A 16,781-nucleotide genomic window follows, 5' to 3' on the forward strand; every position below is an offset into this window, starting at 1 on the left:
GCAGCCTTCCGGCAATTTCCCGTTTTCCCATCCATCTCCCCCACACAAAAATTCCCCCGCCGTTTCAACGCGGCGGGGGATGCTTCATTTATTCATTCGTGGAGATATCCGTCCCGAAGTACTTCTCGCTCAATTCCTTCAGCGTACCGTCGGCGCGCATTTCCTCAATGGCGGTGTCGATGGCAGCGCGCAGGGTGGCGGTCTCGTCGCCCTTGCGCATCGGGATGGCAACCTCGTTCGCGTCCGCAGTCAGCACGGCGATTTTCGCGTTCGCGTCGGGGTGCTCCTTCATGTAATCATAGTAGGTCACCTCAGCGTTCAGCGTGGCATCAATGCGGCCGCTTAGCAGCAGCTCAAAGGTCTGGTTCAGGTCGTCCACACCGGTCACGGTTGCGCCGTACAGCTCAGCAATGCTTTTGATGCTTTTTATGCCGTAGCCATGCTCCTCGGTATCCTGTTTGGTTGTGACGATAGCGCCGTCCCGCAGCGTCGGCGGTGCGGGGGTGTAGTTCTGCACGCGGATGACCGCCATGTCACGGCAGCGGCTGATGTCCAGTGTGATGACCCGCTTAGACGCATCGTTTACCTGCGTCAGACACTCAATGGCATTGTCCAGCGCATTGCCCAGCAGGGAGTAAATGTGGTAGTGCTTCATATCCTCCAGACAGCTGCCGTCTGCCGAGCAGACCAGCTGAATCCCTGCCTGCCCGCAGAGTGCCGACTTTTGGGTCAGTGTGATGTCCAGCGCCTTATTCCCGGTGAGATAGCGCAGGTTCAGGTTGTCCATTTCTTCTTCCAGACGGGCGCGTTCCTCATCTGTGGCGCGGGAATACTGCTGTTTCAGGTCATGGTAGCGGATGTTGATTTTTTCCATGTCTTTTTTGCCTGCTCATACTGCTGCTTGTCACATTCCAGCAGCTGCGCCAGCATTTCATTCTCTTGTTCCAGACTCTTGATGCTGCAATTTGAAAATTCCAGCGCCAGAATCGTGATGGCAAACAGGATGCAGAACGCATTCAGCGCCAGATAGGCCGTCAGGTAGGACTCTGCGCTGCTGTCCAGAACATCCTCCAGCACAACACTCAGGTAGACCGCGGCAATCAGGAAAAAGCCGGAGTAAAGCACAGTCTTGACATTGTCAAACAGCAGGCGCCCGCGCCGGATGCGCAGGGTGAACAGCAGGTAGATGACCAGACAGACCACAAGGTTGCTGAAAAGCAGAATGACAAAGGTAACGAGCCTGTCTGTGCGGCCATGCTGAAGCAGCCAAATAAAAGGCATATAGGCCAGCTTACTGGCAATGTGCTGCACCGCGTAGGCACAGGTTGTATAAAACAGAGCGTGCAGCGGGCTGCAGTCAAAGCTGAACCATATCAGAGCAAACAGCAGCGCCGTATACAGCAGCAATTTTGCCCAAAACGGCAGGAATGTCAGGGTGTCCGTCAGCACAAGAAAAACGCATACACCCGCCGCCAGCCGCGGAACGAAACAGCTGCGGCGCTGCCCCCACGGGACAAACAGGCAGGCGCACAGAATCATACCCAGCTGGATTTGCTGGCTCAGTATCCAATTTATGACCGGCACGGATCTTCCCACTCCTTTTTTGCCATATATCGGGAGAATGCTTCGGTGAAGGCGTCCTTGTAGGTGCGCCCGATGGGCAGTGCCGCCCCGCCGACATAGACATTCATACGGCTTACCGCCGTGATACAGCGCAGGTTCACAAGGTAACTGGCGCTGCATCGCACAAAGCCGTAGGGTGTCAGCTGCGCCGCGATTTCCTGCATCGAACCGCGGTTTTTGATGATCTCGGTCTTACCGTCCTCGCCGCACAGGTTGTACAGCAGGTCGTGCTGGCGTACCTCCACATAGGCGATTTCCGCTGCATCCAGCAGCCGCGTCACGGTGCCGTCCTTGACGACAATGTGCGGCGGCGTAACCTTTTGACCGGCGCGCTTTTGCAGCGCCTTCAGCGCCCGCGTCAGATACATATGGAAGGAGTACCACTGTATAGGCTTTACAATAAAGCCCAGCGCGCCAACGCTGTACCCGTTCAGCGCGAATTGCTGCAAATTCGTGCAAAAAATGAGGATGACGTCTTGATCTGTCTCCCGAATTTTTTCGGCCAGTTCCATGCCGGACATCTGCGGCATATCAATGTCCAGATATAAAATGTCAAAATCACGGTCTTGCGCCGCCAGATAGACTGCCGCGCAGTCGAACTCCTGTACGTTCAGTTCTGTGCCGTTCTCCGCGCTAAACCGTGCCAGCGCCTGTTTCAGTTGGTCTCTTTCTTGTTTTTCATCGTCCACAATGCCGATTCGGATCACCGTGCGTTCCTCCCTCCGCGCAAGGTTCTATATAAATATGATATACCCCCGAACGCAGCCGCGTCAACCTTTTACGAGTGAATCGCCCAATTTTTTCAAGATATTTCCAGAACGCCGCGTGCTGGGTATGGAAGATTCTTGACCACCGTATGACCACTACTGTGCAGTAGCACTATAAAACATTGAAAAAACCTGTTGTGACAAGGCTTAATAGTGACAAGTAACTATTTTGTCGCAGAGAACGGTGTGACCCGAAGGTCACGCCGTTTTTCTGTGTTCATAGGTTGTTTGCGTGATGATAGGCTCGGAAATAACGGGAATATCTACATCGTCCACGAAGTTGAAGAAAATCTTCACTTTCTGCTTGCGCTTGCCGCTGGATTTGTCCGGGGCATAGACGATGATTTTCTTGATATACTCGTTCACGATGGTCTGTGTCAGCTCCTCCACATCCACATATTTCTGTGTCAGGGCGATAAAGGCATCCAGACCGTCGTTCATTTCTTCCCGCTGTTCCACCCATTCTTCGATAACTTCAATTTCGAGCTTTAACCGTTCCTGCTCCGCTTCATAGTCCGCAGACATCTTTCTGTATCTGTCCTGATTGAGATTTCCAAGAACATAGTCCTCGTACAGCCGGGCGATGATGACATCCAGATCGGCAAGGCGTTTCTTTGCCTGTTCCAGCTTCTTTTTGTCATCCCGGATGCTGCGCTCCTGGTCAGTCCTGCGGCATTGCAGCCATTCCTCCTGAAAACCGTCCACATCGCTTCGGATATACTCATTGACTGCCCGGATGCGTTCCAGAACGATTTCACGAAGCACATCTTCCCGGATATAGTGGGCAGTACAAGTACCACGGTTGCTCTTGTAGTTGTTGCAGACGTAGTGATCCTGCTTGCCCTCAAAGCTTTTGCTTGTGGCAAAGTGGAGCTTGCCGCCGCAATCGGCACAAAACAGAAGCCCGGAGAACAATCCCTGCCGTTCCGCTTTTGCGGGGCGGCGTTTGTTTTTCCTCAGTTCCTGCACCCTGTCAAACTGTGCCTGAGATACAATCGCTTCCTGTGTGTCCGGCAGATAAAACATATTCTCCGGCTCATTGGGAATCCGCTTTTTCAGCTTGTAGGACTTGGAATAAGTCTTGAAGTTGCAGGTACAGCCTGTGTACTCCTGCCGTTCCAAAATCCCTGCAATGGACTGGTTGCCCCAGTGGTACGGTCTTTCCGGCATCGGCTTTTTCTTTCGCTTGGCATAGAGTGCCTTTGCGGTCATAATCTGCTTTTCTTCCAGAATCCTTGCAATCTGCTCCGGGCCTTTGCCGTCAATGCAAAGGTCGAAGATGAGCTTGACTACCGGAGCCGCTTCTTCATCCAGAATCCAGTGATCCTTGTCCTCCGGGTCACAGCGGTATCCGTAGGGCGGTTTGCCCATGTGCTTCCCACTGGTTCCTCTCTGCCGCAAACTGACACGGACTTTCTTGCTGGTATCACGGGGATACCACTCGTTGAACAGATTACGGATTGCGGCGAAGCCCTCGCTGTCTCCCCGGTTGCTGTCTACGCCATCATTTATAGCGATAAAGCGGACATCATAACTCGGAAAGATAATATCCGTATATTGTCCAACAGTCAGATAGTCACGACCAAAGCGGCTGAGGTCTTTGACCAGCCAGCAGCCCACAAGCCCCTGCTTGACAAGCTCAAAGCCTTCCTGCACACCGGGACGATTGAAGTTCGTCCCCGTATAACCGTCATCCACCAGAATTTTCAGGTTTGTATACCCGTGGTCACGGGCATATCGGGTTAAATACTCTCTCTGATTTGCGATACTGTTACTCTCGCCTTCCTGGGCATCCTCGTTGCTCAGACGGCAATAGAGAATGGTAATTTTCTGCTGATCCAACATAATATCCTCCTTCGGTGGTTGGTCAGCCGACAGTACCGTTGTGCATATTGGAATTATATCATGCTTTTGTGTCGCAGTCATTAACAAATCACCCCCTTGTCAGAAAAAATGAGCCGTTTTACCTTGTCGGTAAGTGGCTCATTTCCATCACACTCCGTTTCAATCACATACCATGTGTTTCCGATCTTGCACTCAATGGTTTTGCAGAAAGAGGACTGTGCCGCTTCCCAACGCTTGCGGCATTCTTCCAGAAAATCAATAGGCGGCTCAAAAATCGGATCGAAGCAGGAGCAAATATCAATATAGCCGATGGCATCGTTGATTTCTTCCATCGGGGCATCTTCCATAATCATCTTGTTAATTTCATCTACGGTTTTCTTCATAGGCAAATAGTTCCTTTCTTAAATTTCCATGTCCTGTCCACGATTGCGGGCAGGGTGTTTGTGTTCATACAGTTCCTTTCCCCTGGCGAGGATGGCATTGATAAAAGCCCAGACCTTTTCAGATGCAATCTCAATCGCATCCAGGAAAGGCTGGGCTTTTTGTTTCAGCTCCTCATAGTCTTTGTTCAGTTTTTCAAAACGGTCTTTCCATATCTTTGCGTTTTTATCTGCCTGCTCGAATTTCTGCTTGTATTTCAGCTTCTCAGACTTTTCCGCAAAGCTGCTGACCGCATAATCCTTTAGCGTGCGGCACTCATCCGCCGTCATGGTAACATTTCCCGTAATGGGATTTTTCTTGCCCATCGACTCAATCTCATGTGCAGTCATAGCAACAGACTTAGCAGCCTGAGTTTCCTTTTTCAGAGCTTCCAGTTTCTTTTTCTGCTTCTCCGTGGCAGCTTTGGCATCCGCTAAGCTCTGCTCGGCCTGTGCCACCTGTCCGGTCACAGCTTCCAAACGCTGCTGTTCGGCCTGTACCTTGAACTGTGTCACCGTCAGATGTTCTTCGGTGCTGCCACATTCTCCACGCTCTACATCGGTATAACCAGCGTTTCGCATGAAATTGAAAAAGTCATCCTGCAGCACACTGTAGGACGACTTCAAAATCTTTTTCCCTTTTGCGTTCAACATAGGATTTCCGTTTTCATCAAGAACGGGTTTGGATTCCCACTTCTTACTGCGGCTGACCTGTGTGATCGTTTCCTTTACCGTTCCCCGGAGGGATTCATCCTTGCATCGCTTCGACCACAGGATTTGTTTCTCCACCACCGGGATATAAACCACATGAAGGTGATAGTGGTACACATCCTCACCCAGAGCTTCCGACATTGCCCGGTTGCGCTCGTCGGCATGCATTACAGCGGAGAGGATATACTGCTCACCGCCCACGATCTCCACGGCGGCTTTATAGGCATCGGCATAAAACTGTTTTGCAAACTCATAGCCGCCGTGGTTGTAGAAATAAGCGGAGTTCACATCGAAAACCAACTCGCCATATTTGACGGCATCCGGTTTCAGCCCTCTGGTGGAGATGATCTTGTCCTGCTCCATCTGCTCAAACATTTTTACATAATCGTCAGTGGGAGACTTGAAGTGAACATTCAGCGCAGTACGTTCCGGCACGATGTCCACATTGGAATAACGGTCTTTTTCACGCTCATTGTGTTCCTGTACTTTTGTCACATCATCCGGAGTTTCCAAGTCCTGATTTCTGGCTAAGGTACGATCAATTCCATCATTTCTTGCCATAGATTTTTGTCCTTTCTTTAAGATTTGCAGACAGCGGAGGGCTGAGGAACGGCACTTTTTCAAAGTGTAATAACCCACTATTACACTTTCATCCATGCTGGCTACAAAGTGCCGTGGGCTCTCCGAGGGCTCTCCCGAGGGGGAATGCGGTCACTGCGGTGACCTCTGCTGACCAAGGCAAAATGTCTGCGCCTTTTACCTTGGTCAGCCCGTCTGCATGAAGCTGTTCTGCGGAACATTTCTTGCAGACGATGGCAGCGAAAACCGTATCTTTCACTGCCTGTCCATGGGCAGCACTGCGGTGCGCCTATGGGGACGGGAGATGCGGAGGGCTGTTGCCGGGGTATCACTTCTCCCGTCTTTTCTGCCATACGATGTCGTAACCAAGCACAGCGGCAAGCTCCAATACTTCCTTGTATCGTATACTTTCCCGCTGTAATTTTGCGGACAGGTTGGAAACGCTGTCGCTCCATCCGTACTCGTCCGAGAGCAGGTCAACAACTTCCTGCATGGTCATCCCGGCACGGATGATCTGTGCCTTTATTTCGTTGCGTATATTCATATTGATAAAATCCTCCATAATTCAGTTCATGTGTCGGTGCAACCTCTGCGCTCCAAGGTGGAGTGGATGCACCGAACAGTGAAAAATCTGCAATCTCCGAAATCCGTTCAGAATTTCGCTTGTGATGTCCTGTCCATATATGACCATATCCCACTTTGCCGTTTTGTGTGGTTTGGTCTGGAACAGTGAAAACACCCATTGTTCCGTGAACAGGGTACACGGTTCAGAGAAGCACGATTTCGTGAAATAGTTTCGTCCTGCGGTCAAAAACTTTGCTGTTTCCATTACCATTGATTTTTAATGCCCGAAAACAGGTCAGCTTTGAAAGCTGCTGTTTCCTATAACGGAAGAAAACAGGGGTAAATGCTGCGTACATACGTACAGAGCATGACTGGCAAAATCAATCCCGCCAGTCCTCCGGTACGTACGTACACGGCGAAACATCGTAAAATCCATTTATATGAGGTCTTGCCACAGCTTCCACGCCCATAAAGCCCCACACCCGCCGTCCGGCAGAGTTGGTGATGTTGTTGCAATGCTCCAGATTGAATCTCCCGGCATTGGCAATCATGGCATCGCTGAATCTACGGGCTTTCAGCGGTGCAAGGGAGTTTTCCTCACACCACATCCGGTAGATTTCATAGAAATCCTTAGAGCTGATGGAAGCATCCGCTTTCAATCGGATGTATCCCTCCGACTCCATGAAATCAAAGATATTGTTGTTGTCACGCTTGACCGCTTCCCGGTTTTCCCGGATACGGTCACTCTCCGTGAACTTAAAGTTGTTGGCAACAAGCCGCTGTAAGCCTTCAAATGCCCACAGGAAGATACCCTCGGCTTCAGCTTTCATCTTCTCTGCAAGGTCAGGATCATCGGCTCTGTCCATGGGCTTTTCTTTGGTGGTCAGCACAAGCTGTCTGCGGTAAAAACCATCGCTGCGATCATATAGGGCTTGCAGATCACCATTGCTGAATGCCAGCAACCGGGCAAACATCCAGCCCTGATAACTCTGCTTGCCCTTGCGTTCCAAGTCCATTTTGCCCTGTGCAGTCACGATGGATTTTACATAGTTGGTCTGACGCAGAGCTTCCATCCGCATATCATCATCCACGCACAGCAGGATGTGTTCCAGATCGGCACGGGCAAAACGGTTTTCAGAAATCTTCCCGATGCTGCCGTCTTTCATATTCGTGCCGAAGATGGTGGACAGCACCGCACCGATTTGAGATTTACCCTCGCCACCGTTGCCTTTAATCACCATCATGCGCTGCCCCTTGTTGGAGGGAATCAGGCAATAGCCGATAAACTCCTGCAAAGTTGGAATGTCCTCGGCGTAAAGCAACCCATCCAGAAAGTTCAGCCAGATCACCGGTGCAGGAGCATCGGGATTATAGCCGACAGGCAGACGGCTTCGCACGATAGCCGGTCTGCCTTCGGTGAAAGTGCCGTTCAAGAGCAGCGTACCGTTGGCAACATGGATGCGATCCTGCTCCGGAGGGAAGTCAGACACCTGCGCTTCCAGTTTCAGCACTTCCAGAATGTTGGTGATCTTCCGTGGGATGTTGTTCACGGCACAAAATTTCAGCTTGTCGTAAATCTCCCCACGCAGAGGAAGGTCATCCGTCACTCGACCATCGGGCGTGAAAAAAGCTCCGTTTGCGAAGATGATTCTGCGCTCATGCAGAAATTCTTCACAAAACAGAGCTTCGTTGATGTTCTGCCCGTCAAACCAGACAGGAAAATTCATATTAGGCGTTTTCCGGTTCTTCGCCACGGTGCGCCACCTCCTTTTTCTTTCGTGCGGTATACTCTTGCAGAAAAGCAATTTTGTCGTCCTGCATCAGCTTGTCCACCAATGCCACCCGTTCTTCCAGATCACCCACCGTCAGCACATCTGCCATATATTCGATATAGCAGTGCATCTGGCAGGCTTCCACAAAACGGTCATCCAGAGCATCTTCCGGTGTCTTGGGTGCGTATCGTATTTTCCAATCTTCCAGCAGATGCAGATAATCCGTCAGCACCCGGAAACACAGCATTTCATTCTCCCGGAACTGACGGATATAGGGACGCTTTGGCTTGACCATAGCTGCGGCAGTGGGCGGTTTCGGGTCAAGCCCGAAGTCCGCAGCCAGCTTTTGCGCTGCTTCATAACTGCTCAGATCGAACAGTCTTGCCACAAGGTCGATTACATCCCCCTTGGCTCCGCAGCCGAAGCAGAAGAAATAATCCTCGTTCAGCTTCAAGCTCGGATGCCTGTCGTTGTGGAACGGGCAGCAAGCCATACCATTGCGGTTGACATTCAGCCCGTAGTGTTTTGCGGCTTGCTTTACGCTGATTGCCGCCTTGATGATTTCATAGATTGTCATAGAAAAACCTCCGTTCATAGTATTTAGAAAGCACGAAACACCCGCCGTGATTGGCAGGGGTTTGGCTCCTTCTACTATGGTTATGCCGGATTTTTCAAAAAACAGGCTAATCGGAGGACAACCCCGTTTCAAAAAACAGGACAACTTATGGATAGATGTAGATTTCTTTACATTAGCATGATAGAATTAAGAAAATGAAAAAACAGGACAGGAGGGGCAAGCATGAACCAAGAACTGATGACATTGGATTTTTGGCAGGATACGGTCATATATGAGGGAAAAACACTTCCTGTCGGCGCTCTTGCCTGTGATGCGCTGAATGTCCCTGCGGATACCATCGCAAAGATGAACGAGCAATGCGAGAAAATCAATCTGCTGCTTGGAATATTAAACGCCGGACAGGATGCTTCTGCACTCTGTCCTATTGCAACGGAAGCTGCTCTGACGATGCTTGATATTCTCAGTCAAACACCGCCGTTCTCCTATATGAATATCTCAAAGCACAGAGAACGGATTGAAAAAGTCTTTACTGTGGACAATGCGCTGAAATATGTGGAGTTTGCCATAAAAGCCGCAACCAATTCTTTGCAATTTGAAGAAATCCAGAACTTTGCCGATGCGATGATGCTCCAACGCTATACCGCAGTTTTCGGGCATCTGGCATACTCCCTTGGGGAATACCAAACGGCCATGCTTGATTTTGCAGAAAAATCAGACGGCAATGAAGCAGAACGCACCGCAGAGGGTTTTGCAAAAATGTTCGGCGACTATTTTCCGCCGGAGTTCTCTATCACGGAGGGCAATGCCTGGATGTCTACTTTGAATAATTCCGTTCAGTATATATCGGTCATCCGTCCCGGCGAAAAAGTTGCGAAGCTGGTCAAGCGGATGCACTATGTATCCTTTGTAGGGATGTTCCGGTCTGATCTTTTTGAGGGCTTATGTGTTGGTCATGCCCCGAAAAAATGCAAAATCTGCGGCAAGTGGTTCCTCACCACCAACGCAAGGCACACCAAATACTGCGGCGGCTATGCACCGGGGGACAAGCTGCACCGCACTTGCCGACAGATCGGCAACCTGAAAGGCAGAGAACAACGGGAGCTTGCGGACGATCATCCGGTGAAACAGATTTATGAGAAACGGCTGAACACCATAAACCGCTATGTGAAGCGTGGTACTCTGGACGCTGATCTTGCAGAGGTTATGAAAAAGCTGGCAAAGGATAAAATGCTTCGAGCGCTGAGCAATGTCGCCTATGCCAAAGGTGATTACGAAAAAGAGATGGGACAGGCTGCTTTGAAGAAAGAAGCAAAATTACGGACGAAATGAGGAATATGTAATGGCACAGAAATATGATTTAACTGATATTGGGAATGCGCTTAGCCGGGTTATGGACAATCCTATGACCAAAATAATCCGTTCTGGCTCTATTGGTGTGTTGGGCGTAGTAAACCCAGTTGCGGGAATTGTAGGCGGAATAGGAAATGATCTTCTATCTGAATACAATACCTTCAAACTCGGCCATCTACTGAACGGTCTTGCATCTGGCTTTAATCTCGAAAGAAGATTGAACGAGCTTTACAACTATGTAAACTCCAGCCCGGAAAAGGCTATTATCGTAGCCAATCTGTTCAAACAAACCGTAAATGCAGAATGCCCAAAGGTTTGCGTTATTTATGGTCTAATTCTTGCAAACCATTTAGAAACACTTACAGAATTCACGCACGAAGAATTGATTGTCTGTAAAGCTTTGGAAAACGCTACGGATTATGATCTGAAGAATTTCAAAGAAATAATGGAGAACTATCTTAAGCCAACATCAAATGGAAGAAGAATTGTATTTCCAAAAGACTTTGCAGATATTGCTGCTTTCACCACCACATGCGATTGGTGTGTATATAATAGAATCTTTGTTTCTCGCACAGCAGAGTGGGGTGAAATGGAAGAAGGCATTTTGGATATGAGCACGTACTATTACGAGGCAAATCCTGCATCTGTTCTTCTGGATAATATAAATGCTGCAAGACAAACTTGGAATTATGGTTAATTATTCCCGCTGATTACTTAGAAGGGAGGTGCGCTATGCTAAATGATTTTTCGTGGAACATGACCGGATACATACCGAAGCACCAAGTTAATCCACACGGTGACGGCATCATCCCCTATGTGGCAGAGCGCATCTTCCAACTGGAACCGGAACCGCCAGCGGTGGACAGTCTGAATGAATATATCCTGTCTGCTTTGCGGGAAAAGAATTTGCTATATTTTTCGTTCTTTCTGCACCACTACGAAACGCAGCTCAACAAGCGCATCAAAGGCTTTCTCAGTGTGGACGGCGGCAATCTGTACGACACAGACCGATTTATCGATATAAAGATCTCCTGCCGGGAGCAAATGCTCCAAAAGCTGATGGACTATGATCCTGCCAAGGGTGCGGAGTATGCTACATACATCTATCCGTTCATCTGGGATTCTATGCTCCGTTTCCGCATGGGCGAAGAAAAATGGTCGGTATCCTCTCTGACCAATTACAAAATGGTGCGATCAATGGCGTGGCTGTACCATAACACCAAAGATGCGGTCAACCAGTTTTCCAAGAAGTATAACTGCGACCTTGCTCTTGCGGAAGAATATCTGAAAGTTGTCCGTGGAATCCGCAACCAGCAGCCGTTCTATATAACGGACGAGGACGGCGAGGAAACAGGCGAGGATATAGCCCTTGACGATAGCTGGAACTATACCGACATCCTCTGGAACGGCATACAAGCAGAAAAGGTACAGCGGGCATTTGAGAAGCTGAATTACCGGGAACAGACCTTGCTCGAAAAACGGTTAGCAATCTGTATGACCTGCGGGCGAGTTGACTCATGGAAGAACCGCCCCACTTTTGAAGAATTGGCGATTATGTTTGAGGGCAGCACAGCCAGCGGTGCAGAGCGAGCCTACCGGAAAGCGGTGGACAAACTGACAGAACTGCTGGTTGCCGAAGGTGCGCTCCATGCTGTCCGGCTGAAACAGAAAACCAAAACCAAGCGCAAAAAGAAAATCGCCGCCACAATCTACGAATATCAAGCAGACTGCGACGGCGAATGGGGCGAAATTTCAGTTGATTTTGAGAACGGCACAGCAGAGATTATCCGACTTGCTGATTGGGATACAATTAAAACGAACTGGTTTGCCAAGGAGGCGATCCGGTATATTTTATCATTGTCGCCTGATGCTCTTACAAAATATATGCTCGTCCCCCTTGAGCCGCCACTTATATCTTGAATCCTTACAACCACTGTAAGTGGTATTTGCTGTGTTCCCATGCTATCATTTTATTACAAATGATAGGAGGTATTCACATGAAACCCATTTTGAATATTGAAAATTTAACAAAAATCTATGGCAATGTGCCAAGTCAAACAAAGGCACTGAATGGGATCACCTTCCAGGTGATGCCGGGAGAGTTTCTCGGCATTATGGGAAGCAGCGGTTCCGGTAAATCCACACTGCTCAATTGTATTGCGACTGTGATTCAACCCACAGGTGGAAGCATTCAGGTGGAAGGCGATACTCTGCAATCCCTCAAGGGAAAGGCTCTTGCAGAGTACCGTGGCAAAAAAGTTGGTTATCTATTCCAGAACTTTGAATTGCTGGACAACCTGACTGGCAGGGAAAACATCCTGCTCCCGACTTCCTTGCATGGGGTATCCGAAGCAGAAAGCAGCCAGCGGCTGAAGCAGTTGGCTGACTATCTGGAAATCACTGATGTTCTGGATAAGTTTCCGTCCAAGATGTCCGGCGGCCAGCGTCAGCGTGTTGCGGCAGCAAGGGCTCTGATCTTACATCCCCAAATGATCCTTGCCGATGAACCGACGGGTGCGCTGGATTCTAAGAACGCAAGAAGTCTTATGGAGAAGCTGTCCGGCCTGAATCGTGACGAACAAGCTACGATCCTGATGGTAACCCATGATTCCAATGCCGCCAGCTTTTGCAAGCGCATTCTGTTCATCCAGGACGGCGTGATCTTTCATGAGCTTCGGCGTGGAGACGAAAGCCAGCAGGAGTTCTACGGGCGCATCCTGAAGGTGATGGCGCAACTGGGAGGGGGCAGCGCAAATGTTCTCTAATCTCATTCTTCGGAACAGCCACCGCAGCCGAAAGGAAAACGGTCTGTTTTTCAGCTCCCTGGTGATTTCTATTGTTGCCTTTTACATGATTCTTTCCATCTCCACTCAAGATGTGATGCTCTTTTTGCAGAAAATGGAGAGTGACGCAGTTGACAAACTCCTGCTTCTGATTCCTGCGTTTTATGGGATGACCCTCGGTATTCTGTTCTTTTTGATCTATTTTGCCTGCAAGTATCAGTTCGAGCGCAGACGGCATGAGTTTGGTGTTTATCTAATGTTGGGGATGCGTAGAAGTAAACTGTTTGGTATGCTTCTGGCGGAAGATTTCCTGACCAGTATTCTTGCCATGCTCATAGGCTTACCTGTGGCTGTGGTGCTTTCAGAAATTGTCAGTCTTGTCACCGCCAAGCTGGTAGGCATGGGGATCATCGGTCATCAGTTTTCTTTATCCTGGTCTGCAATTGAATGGACGCTGGCAGGATTTCTGGCAATTAAGCTGACGGCACTTCTGATTTTGAGTGGACGAATCAGCCGCCAGGAGATCGGTACTTTGCTATCCCAGCCAACGAACCGCCCCAAAAAGCAAATGCCATCTGTTATCTATGGACTGGCTGCTATATGCGGAAGTGTGATGTTGGCAGTGGCTTACTACATGGCGATTCAGGGAATTGCATGGACAAAGGTAAGTATGATGGGACTGACTTTGCTGTTGGGCATAGTTGGTACGATGCTGCTTTTCTATGGGATGCGTGCGCTGATTGCTTTGATTGTTAAGAAAGGAAAAGGAAATAAGCAGCTTCATGTATTTACCTTCCGGCAGATTCAGGAGAATGTTATTCATCAGTCAACCTCCATGGCCATCAGCTCCCTGCTGATTCTGGCGGCGCTGTGTTGTTTTGGTGCGGGCGTAGGAATTGCAGGAACGAATAGCCTGTCTTCTGGCCATGTAATCGACTATACTTTTGAAGATCATACTGCAGAAGATTCATCGCAGGTTCTTCCGAATATAAAGGCAGCCCTGAAAGAAAACGGTTTGGAAAATCAATTTTCAGAGCTTTTTGAAATGAGGGTTGGGCGTATTCGCACCACAGAAGATTATGATAATGCCTACAGCATGGACGCTGTTATGGACTCTCTTCGGAGCCTGCCCCAGTCGGAAGACCGGGATGTCCTTCTGAACAATCTTGGTTATGCCACATACCCATATTTGATTTGTTTATCGGACTATAATCGTTTGTTGGAATTGTCCGGCAAACCGGCTCTCCAATTAGGCGAAAAGGAGGCCGCTGTCTATATTGATACAGAGTTTACTACGGTAAGCCGTACCGCAATGCTGAACCAAGTATTGGCCGGACAGCCCAAGGTGGAACTGGATGGTAGTCCGATTCATCTTACAGGAGAGGTTCAGTCTGTGAATTTGGTCACGGACCGTTCTATAACCTTGTCCTTTGCATTGATTCTTCCGGATGAAGCATTCCTATATTATAGCCAGGGAATGTATGATACCTATGTCAATGCGGTGCTCAGTGAGCAGGCTCTGGATGGAAATAGCCTTATGACTGCATATTTGGATTTGAACGAGAAGCTGGACGAAACTGGCATTGAATATGAAAGCTATCTTCAGAATATAGGTCGTCAGCTTTTCTACACCATAGCATCCAGTTATATTACCCTCTATCTTGCGATTGTTTTCCTGGTAGTTGCCAACACCATCGTGGGTGTTCAGTTCCTGATGAGTCAGCAGAAAACCGGGCGCAGATACCAGACCCTGATCCGCCTGGGAGCTACTTACGAAACCCTTTGCCAGTCTGCTGGAAAGCAAATTACCTGGTTTATGGGACTTCCTGTATTGGTTGCGGCTGTCAGCAGTCTGTTTGGAGTCAGGGCGTTATTTACAGGGATACTCTCGTCCCGAACCCGTGGGACAGTGTCTGAAATGCTGCTTGTATCTGCTGCTATGATTTTACTACTTTGCGTGATAGAATATATTTATATGAGAGTGGTCAAGCGCTCCAGTGATCGGTATTTGCTGACACTGATGCAGCCGCAGAGAGAAGAATAATTTGGAAGGAGGTGCTGTCATGAAAAGAATTGCTGTTGTGGAAGATGAAGTCTATATGCGGGAAGAACTCTGCGATATGCTCCAAAAGGACGGCTATCTTGTGGAGGCAATTACCGAGTTTGAAGATGCCGCTCGGCTCTTGGCAGCCCTCCGCCCTGACCTTGTGATCTTAGACCTGAACTTGCCGGAGATCAGTGGCTTTCAAATCTGCCAGGAGCTAAAGAATAAAACTGCTATCCCCGTCCTGGTGCTGACTTCCAGAGATCAGGTAAAGGATGAACTGCAAGCGTTCCAGTTGGGTGCCGATGAATATTTGACGAAGCCGTGCAGAAAAGATCGACTTCTTGCCAGGGTATCCAATATTCTCAAAAGGTATGAAGGCCGTACCAATCTCATAGAGGGACCAGATTTCCTGTTAGACCAGCAGACCTACACGCTTTATATTCATAATACCTCTGTGGTGCTTCCAAAAAATCAGGGAAAACTGTTGGTCGCTCTTTTGTCCGGCGGCGATGCTCTGGTCACGACGGAGCAGCTTTGCATGGCACTATGGGGAACCACGGAATACATAGATGAAAATGCCTTGCAGGTTAACCTAACCCGGCTGAAAAAAACGATGTCCGCCCTTGAAATGAAGCAGCGAATCGTTGCAGTTCGAGGAATGGGCTACCGTTTGGAAGCGGAGGTGTCTCTATGAAGCAGCTTTGGCACATGATAGAACGGTACTACCCCTGGCTTCTGTTGCTGCTGGGCGTGGATTGCTTTTGCGCTGTCATTCTTTGGATTTCTGACATTCAGGTATTTCAAACCTTGATCGGGTTAGTAGTTCTGACGAGCATCCTTTTGTTTTCAGCGATTCTGTTTGTACTAAACAAGAGGGAGAACACCCACATGGAACTGTTCCGAGATTTCCTCAGTGATCCTACCATCTGCAATGAAGAACGGCTGCTCAGTGCCATTAGTCAGAAAGAAGGAGAATCTGTCCGATTTTTGGCTTCGGTTTTACGGGAATACAAAAACGAGAGTAACAATATGGCGGATGCCCTACGGGACTATGAAGAATACGTGGAGGGCTGGGCACATGAAGCGAAAACGCCCCTATCGTTGCTGACCATGCTCTTGGATAACCGGAACGATGAAATCTCTCCTTCCCTGCAAGCAAAGCTGGATTATGTCCGCAGTCAGCTTCAGGAGGATGTCACGCAGATGCTGTACTATGCCCGGTTGAAGAGCAGTACAAAGGATTACCGATTTGAGGATGTCAATTTGAATGACTGCTTGGGTGAAGTTCTGGAGGACTATGCCCCACTTCTTGAAGAGAAGCATTTTGTCATTCTCAACAAACTGCAATCTGAAACAGTCTATACAGACCGTAGAGGACTTCAGTTTATGTTGGGACAAATCGTTAGCAATGCCATCAAATATAGCAGCGATAGTCCCATGCTTACAATTTCCGTGATACATTCGGAGACTGCAGATATCCTTTCTGTTGAAGATAACGGCATTGGCGTAAAAAAATATAATCTGCCGTACATTTTTCAAAAGGGCTTTACCGGGGATTCTACTGACAGCAGAAAGAAGGCTACCGGTATGGGACTTTACCTGGTTAAGAAGATGGCCGACGATCTAAATCTTCATCTGGAAGCAGCTTCCCAGTGGGGAAAGAGCTTCAAGATTGTCATCTTCTTTCCTAAATTGAGATCCAACGGAGGGAAATAATATAAACAGAAAAACGCCCGCAGGATTT

At 48.8% G+C, this 16,781-nt stretch carries 16 protein-coding genes; 7 read left to right on the forward strand and 9 right to left on the reverse strand.

Annotation, left to right across the window (positions count from 1 at the left end):
* Nucleotides 1-88 precede the first annotated feature (88 nt).
* The 9 genes from OGM67_08390 to OGM67_08430 form a co-directional block, all read right to left on the reverse strand.
* Complete coding sequence (locus OGM67_08390) at nucleotides 89-874, reverse strand: GHKL domain-containing protein (protein ID UYJ33610.1); 786 nt, start codon at nucleotides 872-874, stop codon at nucleotides 89-91.
* Nucleotides 841-1,584: a hypothetical protein gene (locus tag OGM67_08395; protein ID UYJ33611.1), complete on the reverse strand. Its 744-nt coding sequence runs from the start codon at nucleotides 1,582-1,584 to the stop codon at nucleotides 841-843. The genes OGM67_08390 and OGM67_08395 overlap by 34 nt, the downstream gene beginning before the upstream one ends.
* The gene (locus OGM67_08400) at nucleotides 1,572-2,330 is read right to left on the reverse strand and encodes a LytTR family DNA-binding domain-containing protein (protein UYJ33612.1); all 759 of its coding nucleotides are present in this window, start codon (nucleotides 2,328-2,330) and stop codon (nucleotides 1,572-1,574) included. The genes OGM67_08395 and OGM67_08400 overlap by 13 nt, the downstream gene beginning before the upstream one ends.
* Before the next feature lie 258 nt (nucleotides 2,331-2,588).
* Nucleotides 2,589-4,316 carry a recombinase family protein gene (locus OGM67_08405; protein UYJ33613.1) on the reverse strand — a complete coding sequence of 576 codons (1,728 nt, stop codon included), beginning with the start codon at nucleotides 4,314-4,316 and terminating at the stop codon, nucleotides 2,589-2,591.
* Entirely contained in the window at nucleotides 4,316-4,618 is a 303-nt protein-coding gene (locus OGM67_08410) for a hypothetical protein (protein UYJ33614.1), read from the reverse strand. Before OGM67_08410 ends, OGM67_08405 begins: the two co-directional genes overlap by 1 nt.
* A gap of 18 nt (nucleotides 4,619-4,636) precedes the next feature.
* Nucleotides 4,637-5,926, reverse strand: a complete 1,290-nt coding sequence (locus tag OGM67_08415) for a plasmid recombination protein (GenBank protein UYJ33615.1) — start codon at nucleotides 5,924-5,926, stop codon at nucleotides 4,637-4,639.
* A 346-nt stretch (nucleotides 5,927-6,272) separates the two neighbouring features.
* On the reverse strand, nucleotides 6,273-6,488 hold the full coding sequence (locus OGM67_08420; protein UYJ36211.1) for an LLM class flavin-dependent oxidoreductase: 216 nt from the start codon (nucleotides 6,486-6,488) through the stop codon (nucleotides 6,273-6,275).
* Nucleotides 6,489-6,888: 400 nt separating this feature from the next.
* Complete coding sequence (locus OGM67_08425) at nucleotides 6,889-8,235, reverse strand: phage/plasmid primase, P4 family (protein ID UYJ33616.1); 1,347 nt, start codon at nucleotides 8,233-8,235, stop codon at nucleotides 6,889-6,891.
* A 1-nt stretch (nucleotide 8,236) separates the two neighbouring features.
* Nucleotides 8,237-8,857 (reverse strand): CHC2 zinc finger domain-containing protein, encoded by a 621-nt coding sequence (locus tag OGM67_08430; GenBank protein ID UYJ33617.1) that lies wholly within the window; start codon nucleotides 8,855-8,857, stop codon nucleotides 8,237-8,239.
* Between the two features lie 222 nt (nucleotides 8,858-9,079).
* On the opposite strand from OGM67_08430, the gene OGM67_08435 reads away from it, so the two are divergent.
* The 7 genes from OGM67_08435 (at nucleotide 9,080) to OGM67_08465 (ending at nucleotide 16,753) form a co-directional block, all read left to right on the forward strand.
* Nucleotides 9,080-10,186 carry a DUF6076 domain-containing protein gene (locus OGM67_08435; GenBank protein UYJ33618.1) on the forward strand — a complete coding sequence of 369 codons (1,107 nt, stop codon included), beginning with the start codon at nucleotides 9,080-9,082 and terminating at the stop codon, nucleotides 10,184-10,186.
* 10 nt (nucleotides 10,187-10,196) lie between these two features.
* Nucleotides 10,197-10,904, forward strand: a complete 708-nt coding sequence (locus OGM67_08440) for a hypothetical protein (GenBank protein ID UYJ33619.1) — start codon at nucleotides 10,197-10,199, stop codon at nucleotides 10,902-10,904.
* 35 nt (nucleotides 10,905-10,939) lie between these two features.
* Entirely contained in the window at nucleotides 10,940-12,127 is a 1,188-nt protein-coding gene (locus OGM67_08445; GenBank protein ID UYJ36212.1) for a hypothetical protein, read from the forward strand.
* Nucleotides 12,128-12,204: 77 nt separating this feature from the next.
* Complete coding sequence (locus tag OGM67_08450) at nucleotides 12,205-12,972, forward strand: ABC transporter ATP-binding protein (protein ID UYJ33620.1); 768 nt, start codon at nucleotides 12,205-12,207, stop codon at nucleotides 12,970-12,972.
* Nucleotides 12,962-15,034: an ABC transporter permease gene (locus OGM67_08455; GenBank protein UYJ33621.1), complete on the forward strand. Its 2,073-nt coding sequence runs from the start codon at nucleotides 12,962-12,964 to the stop codon at nucleotides 15,032-15,034. The genes OGM67_08450 and OGM67_08455 overlap by 11 nt, the downstream gene beginning before the upstream one ends.
* A gap of 19 nt (nucleotides 15,035-15,053) precedes the next feature.
* The gene (locus OGM67_08460) at nucleotides 15,054-15,731 is read left to right on the forward strand and encodes a response regulator transcription factor (GenBank protein UYJ33622.1); all 678 of its coding nucleotides are present in this window, start codon (nucleotides 15,054-15,056) and stop codon (nucleotides 15,729-15,731) included.
* Nucleotides 15,728-16,753 carry a sensor histidine kinase gene (locus tag OGM67_08465; protein UYJ33623.1) on the forward strand — a complete coding sequence of 342 codons (1,026 nt, stop codon included), beginning with the start codon at nucleotides 15,728-15,730 and terminating at the stop codon, nucleotides 16,751-16,753. The genes OGM67_08460 and OGM67_08465 overlap by 4 nt, the downstream gene beginning before the upstream one ends.
* Nucleotides 16,754-16,781: the final 28 nt, after the last annotated feature.

This window comes from Oscillospiraceae bacterium (assembly GCA_025757985.1).
Taxonomy (GTDB): Bacteria; Bacillota; Clostridia; order Oscillospirales; family Ruminococcaceae; genus Gemmiger.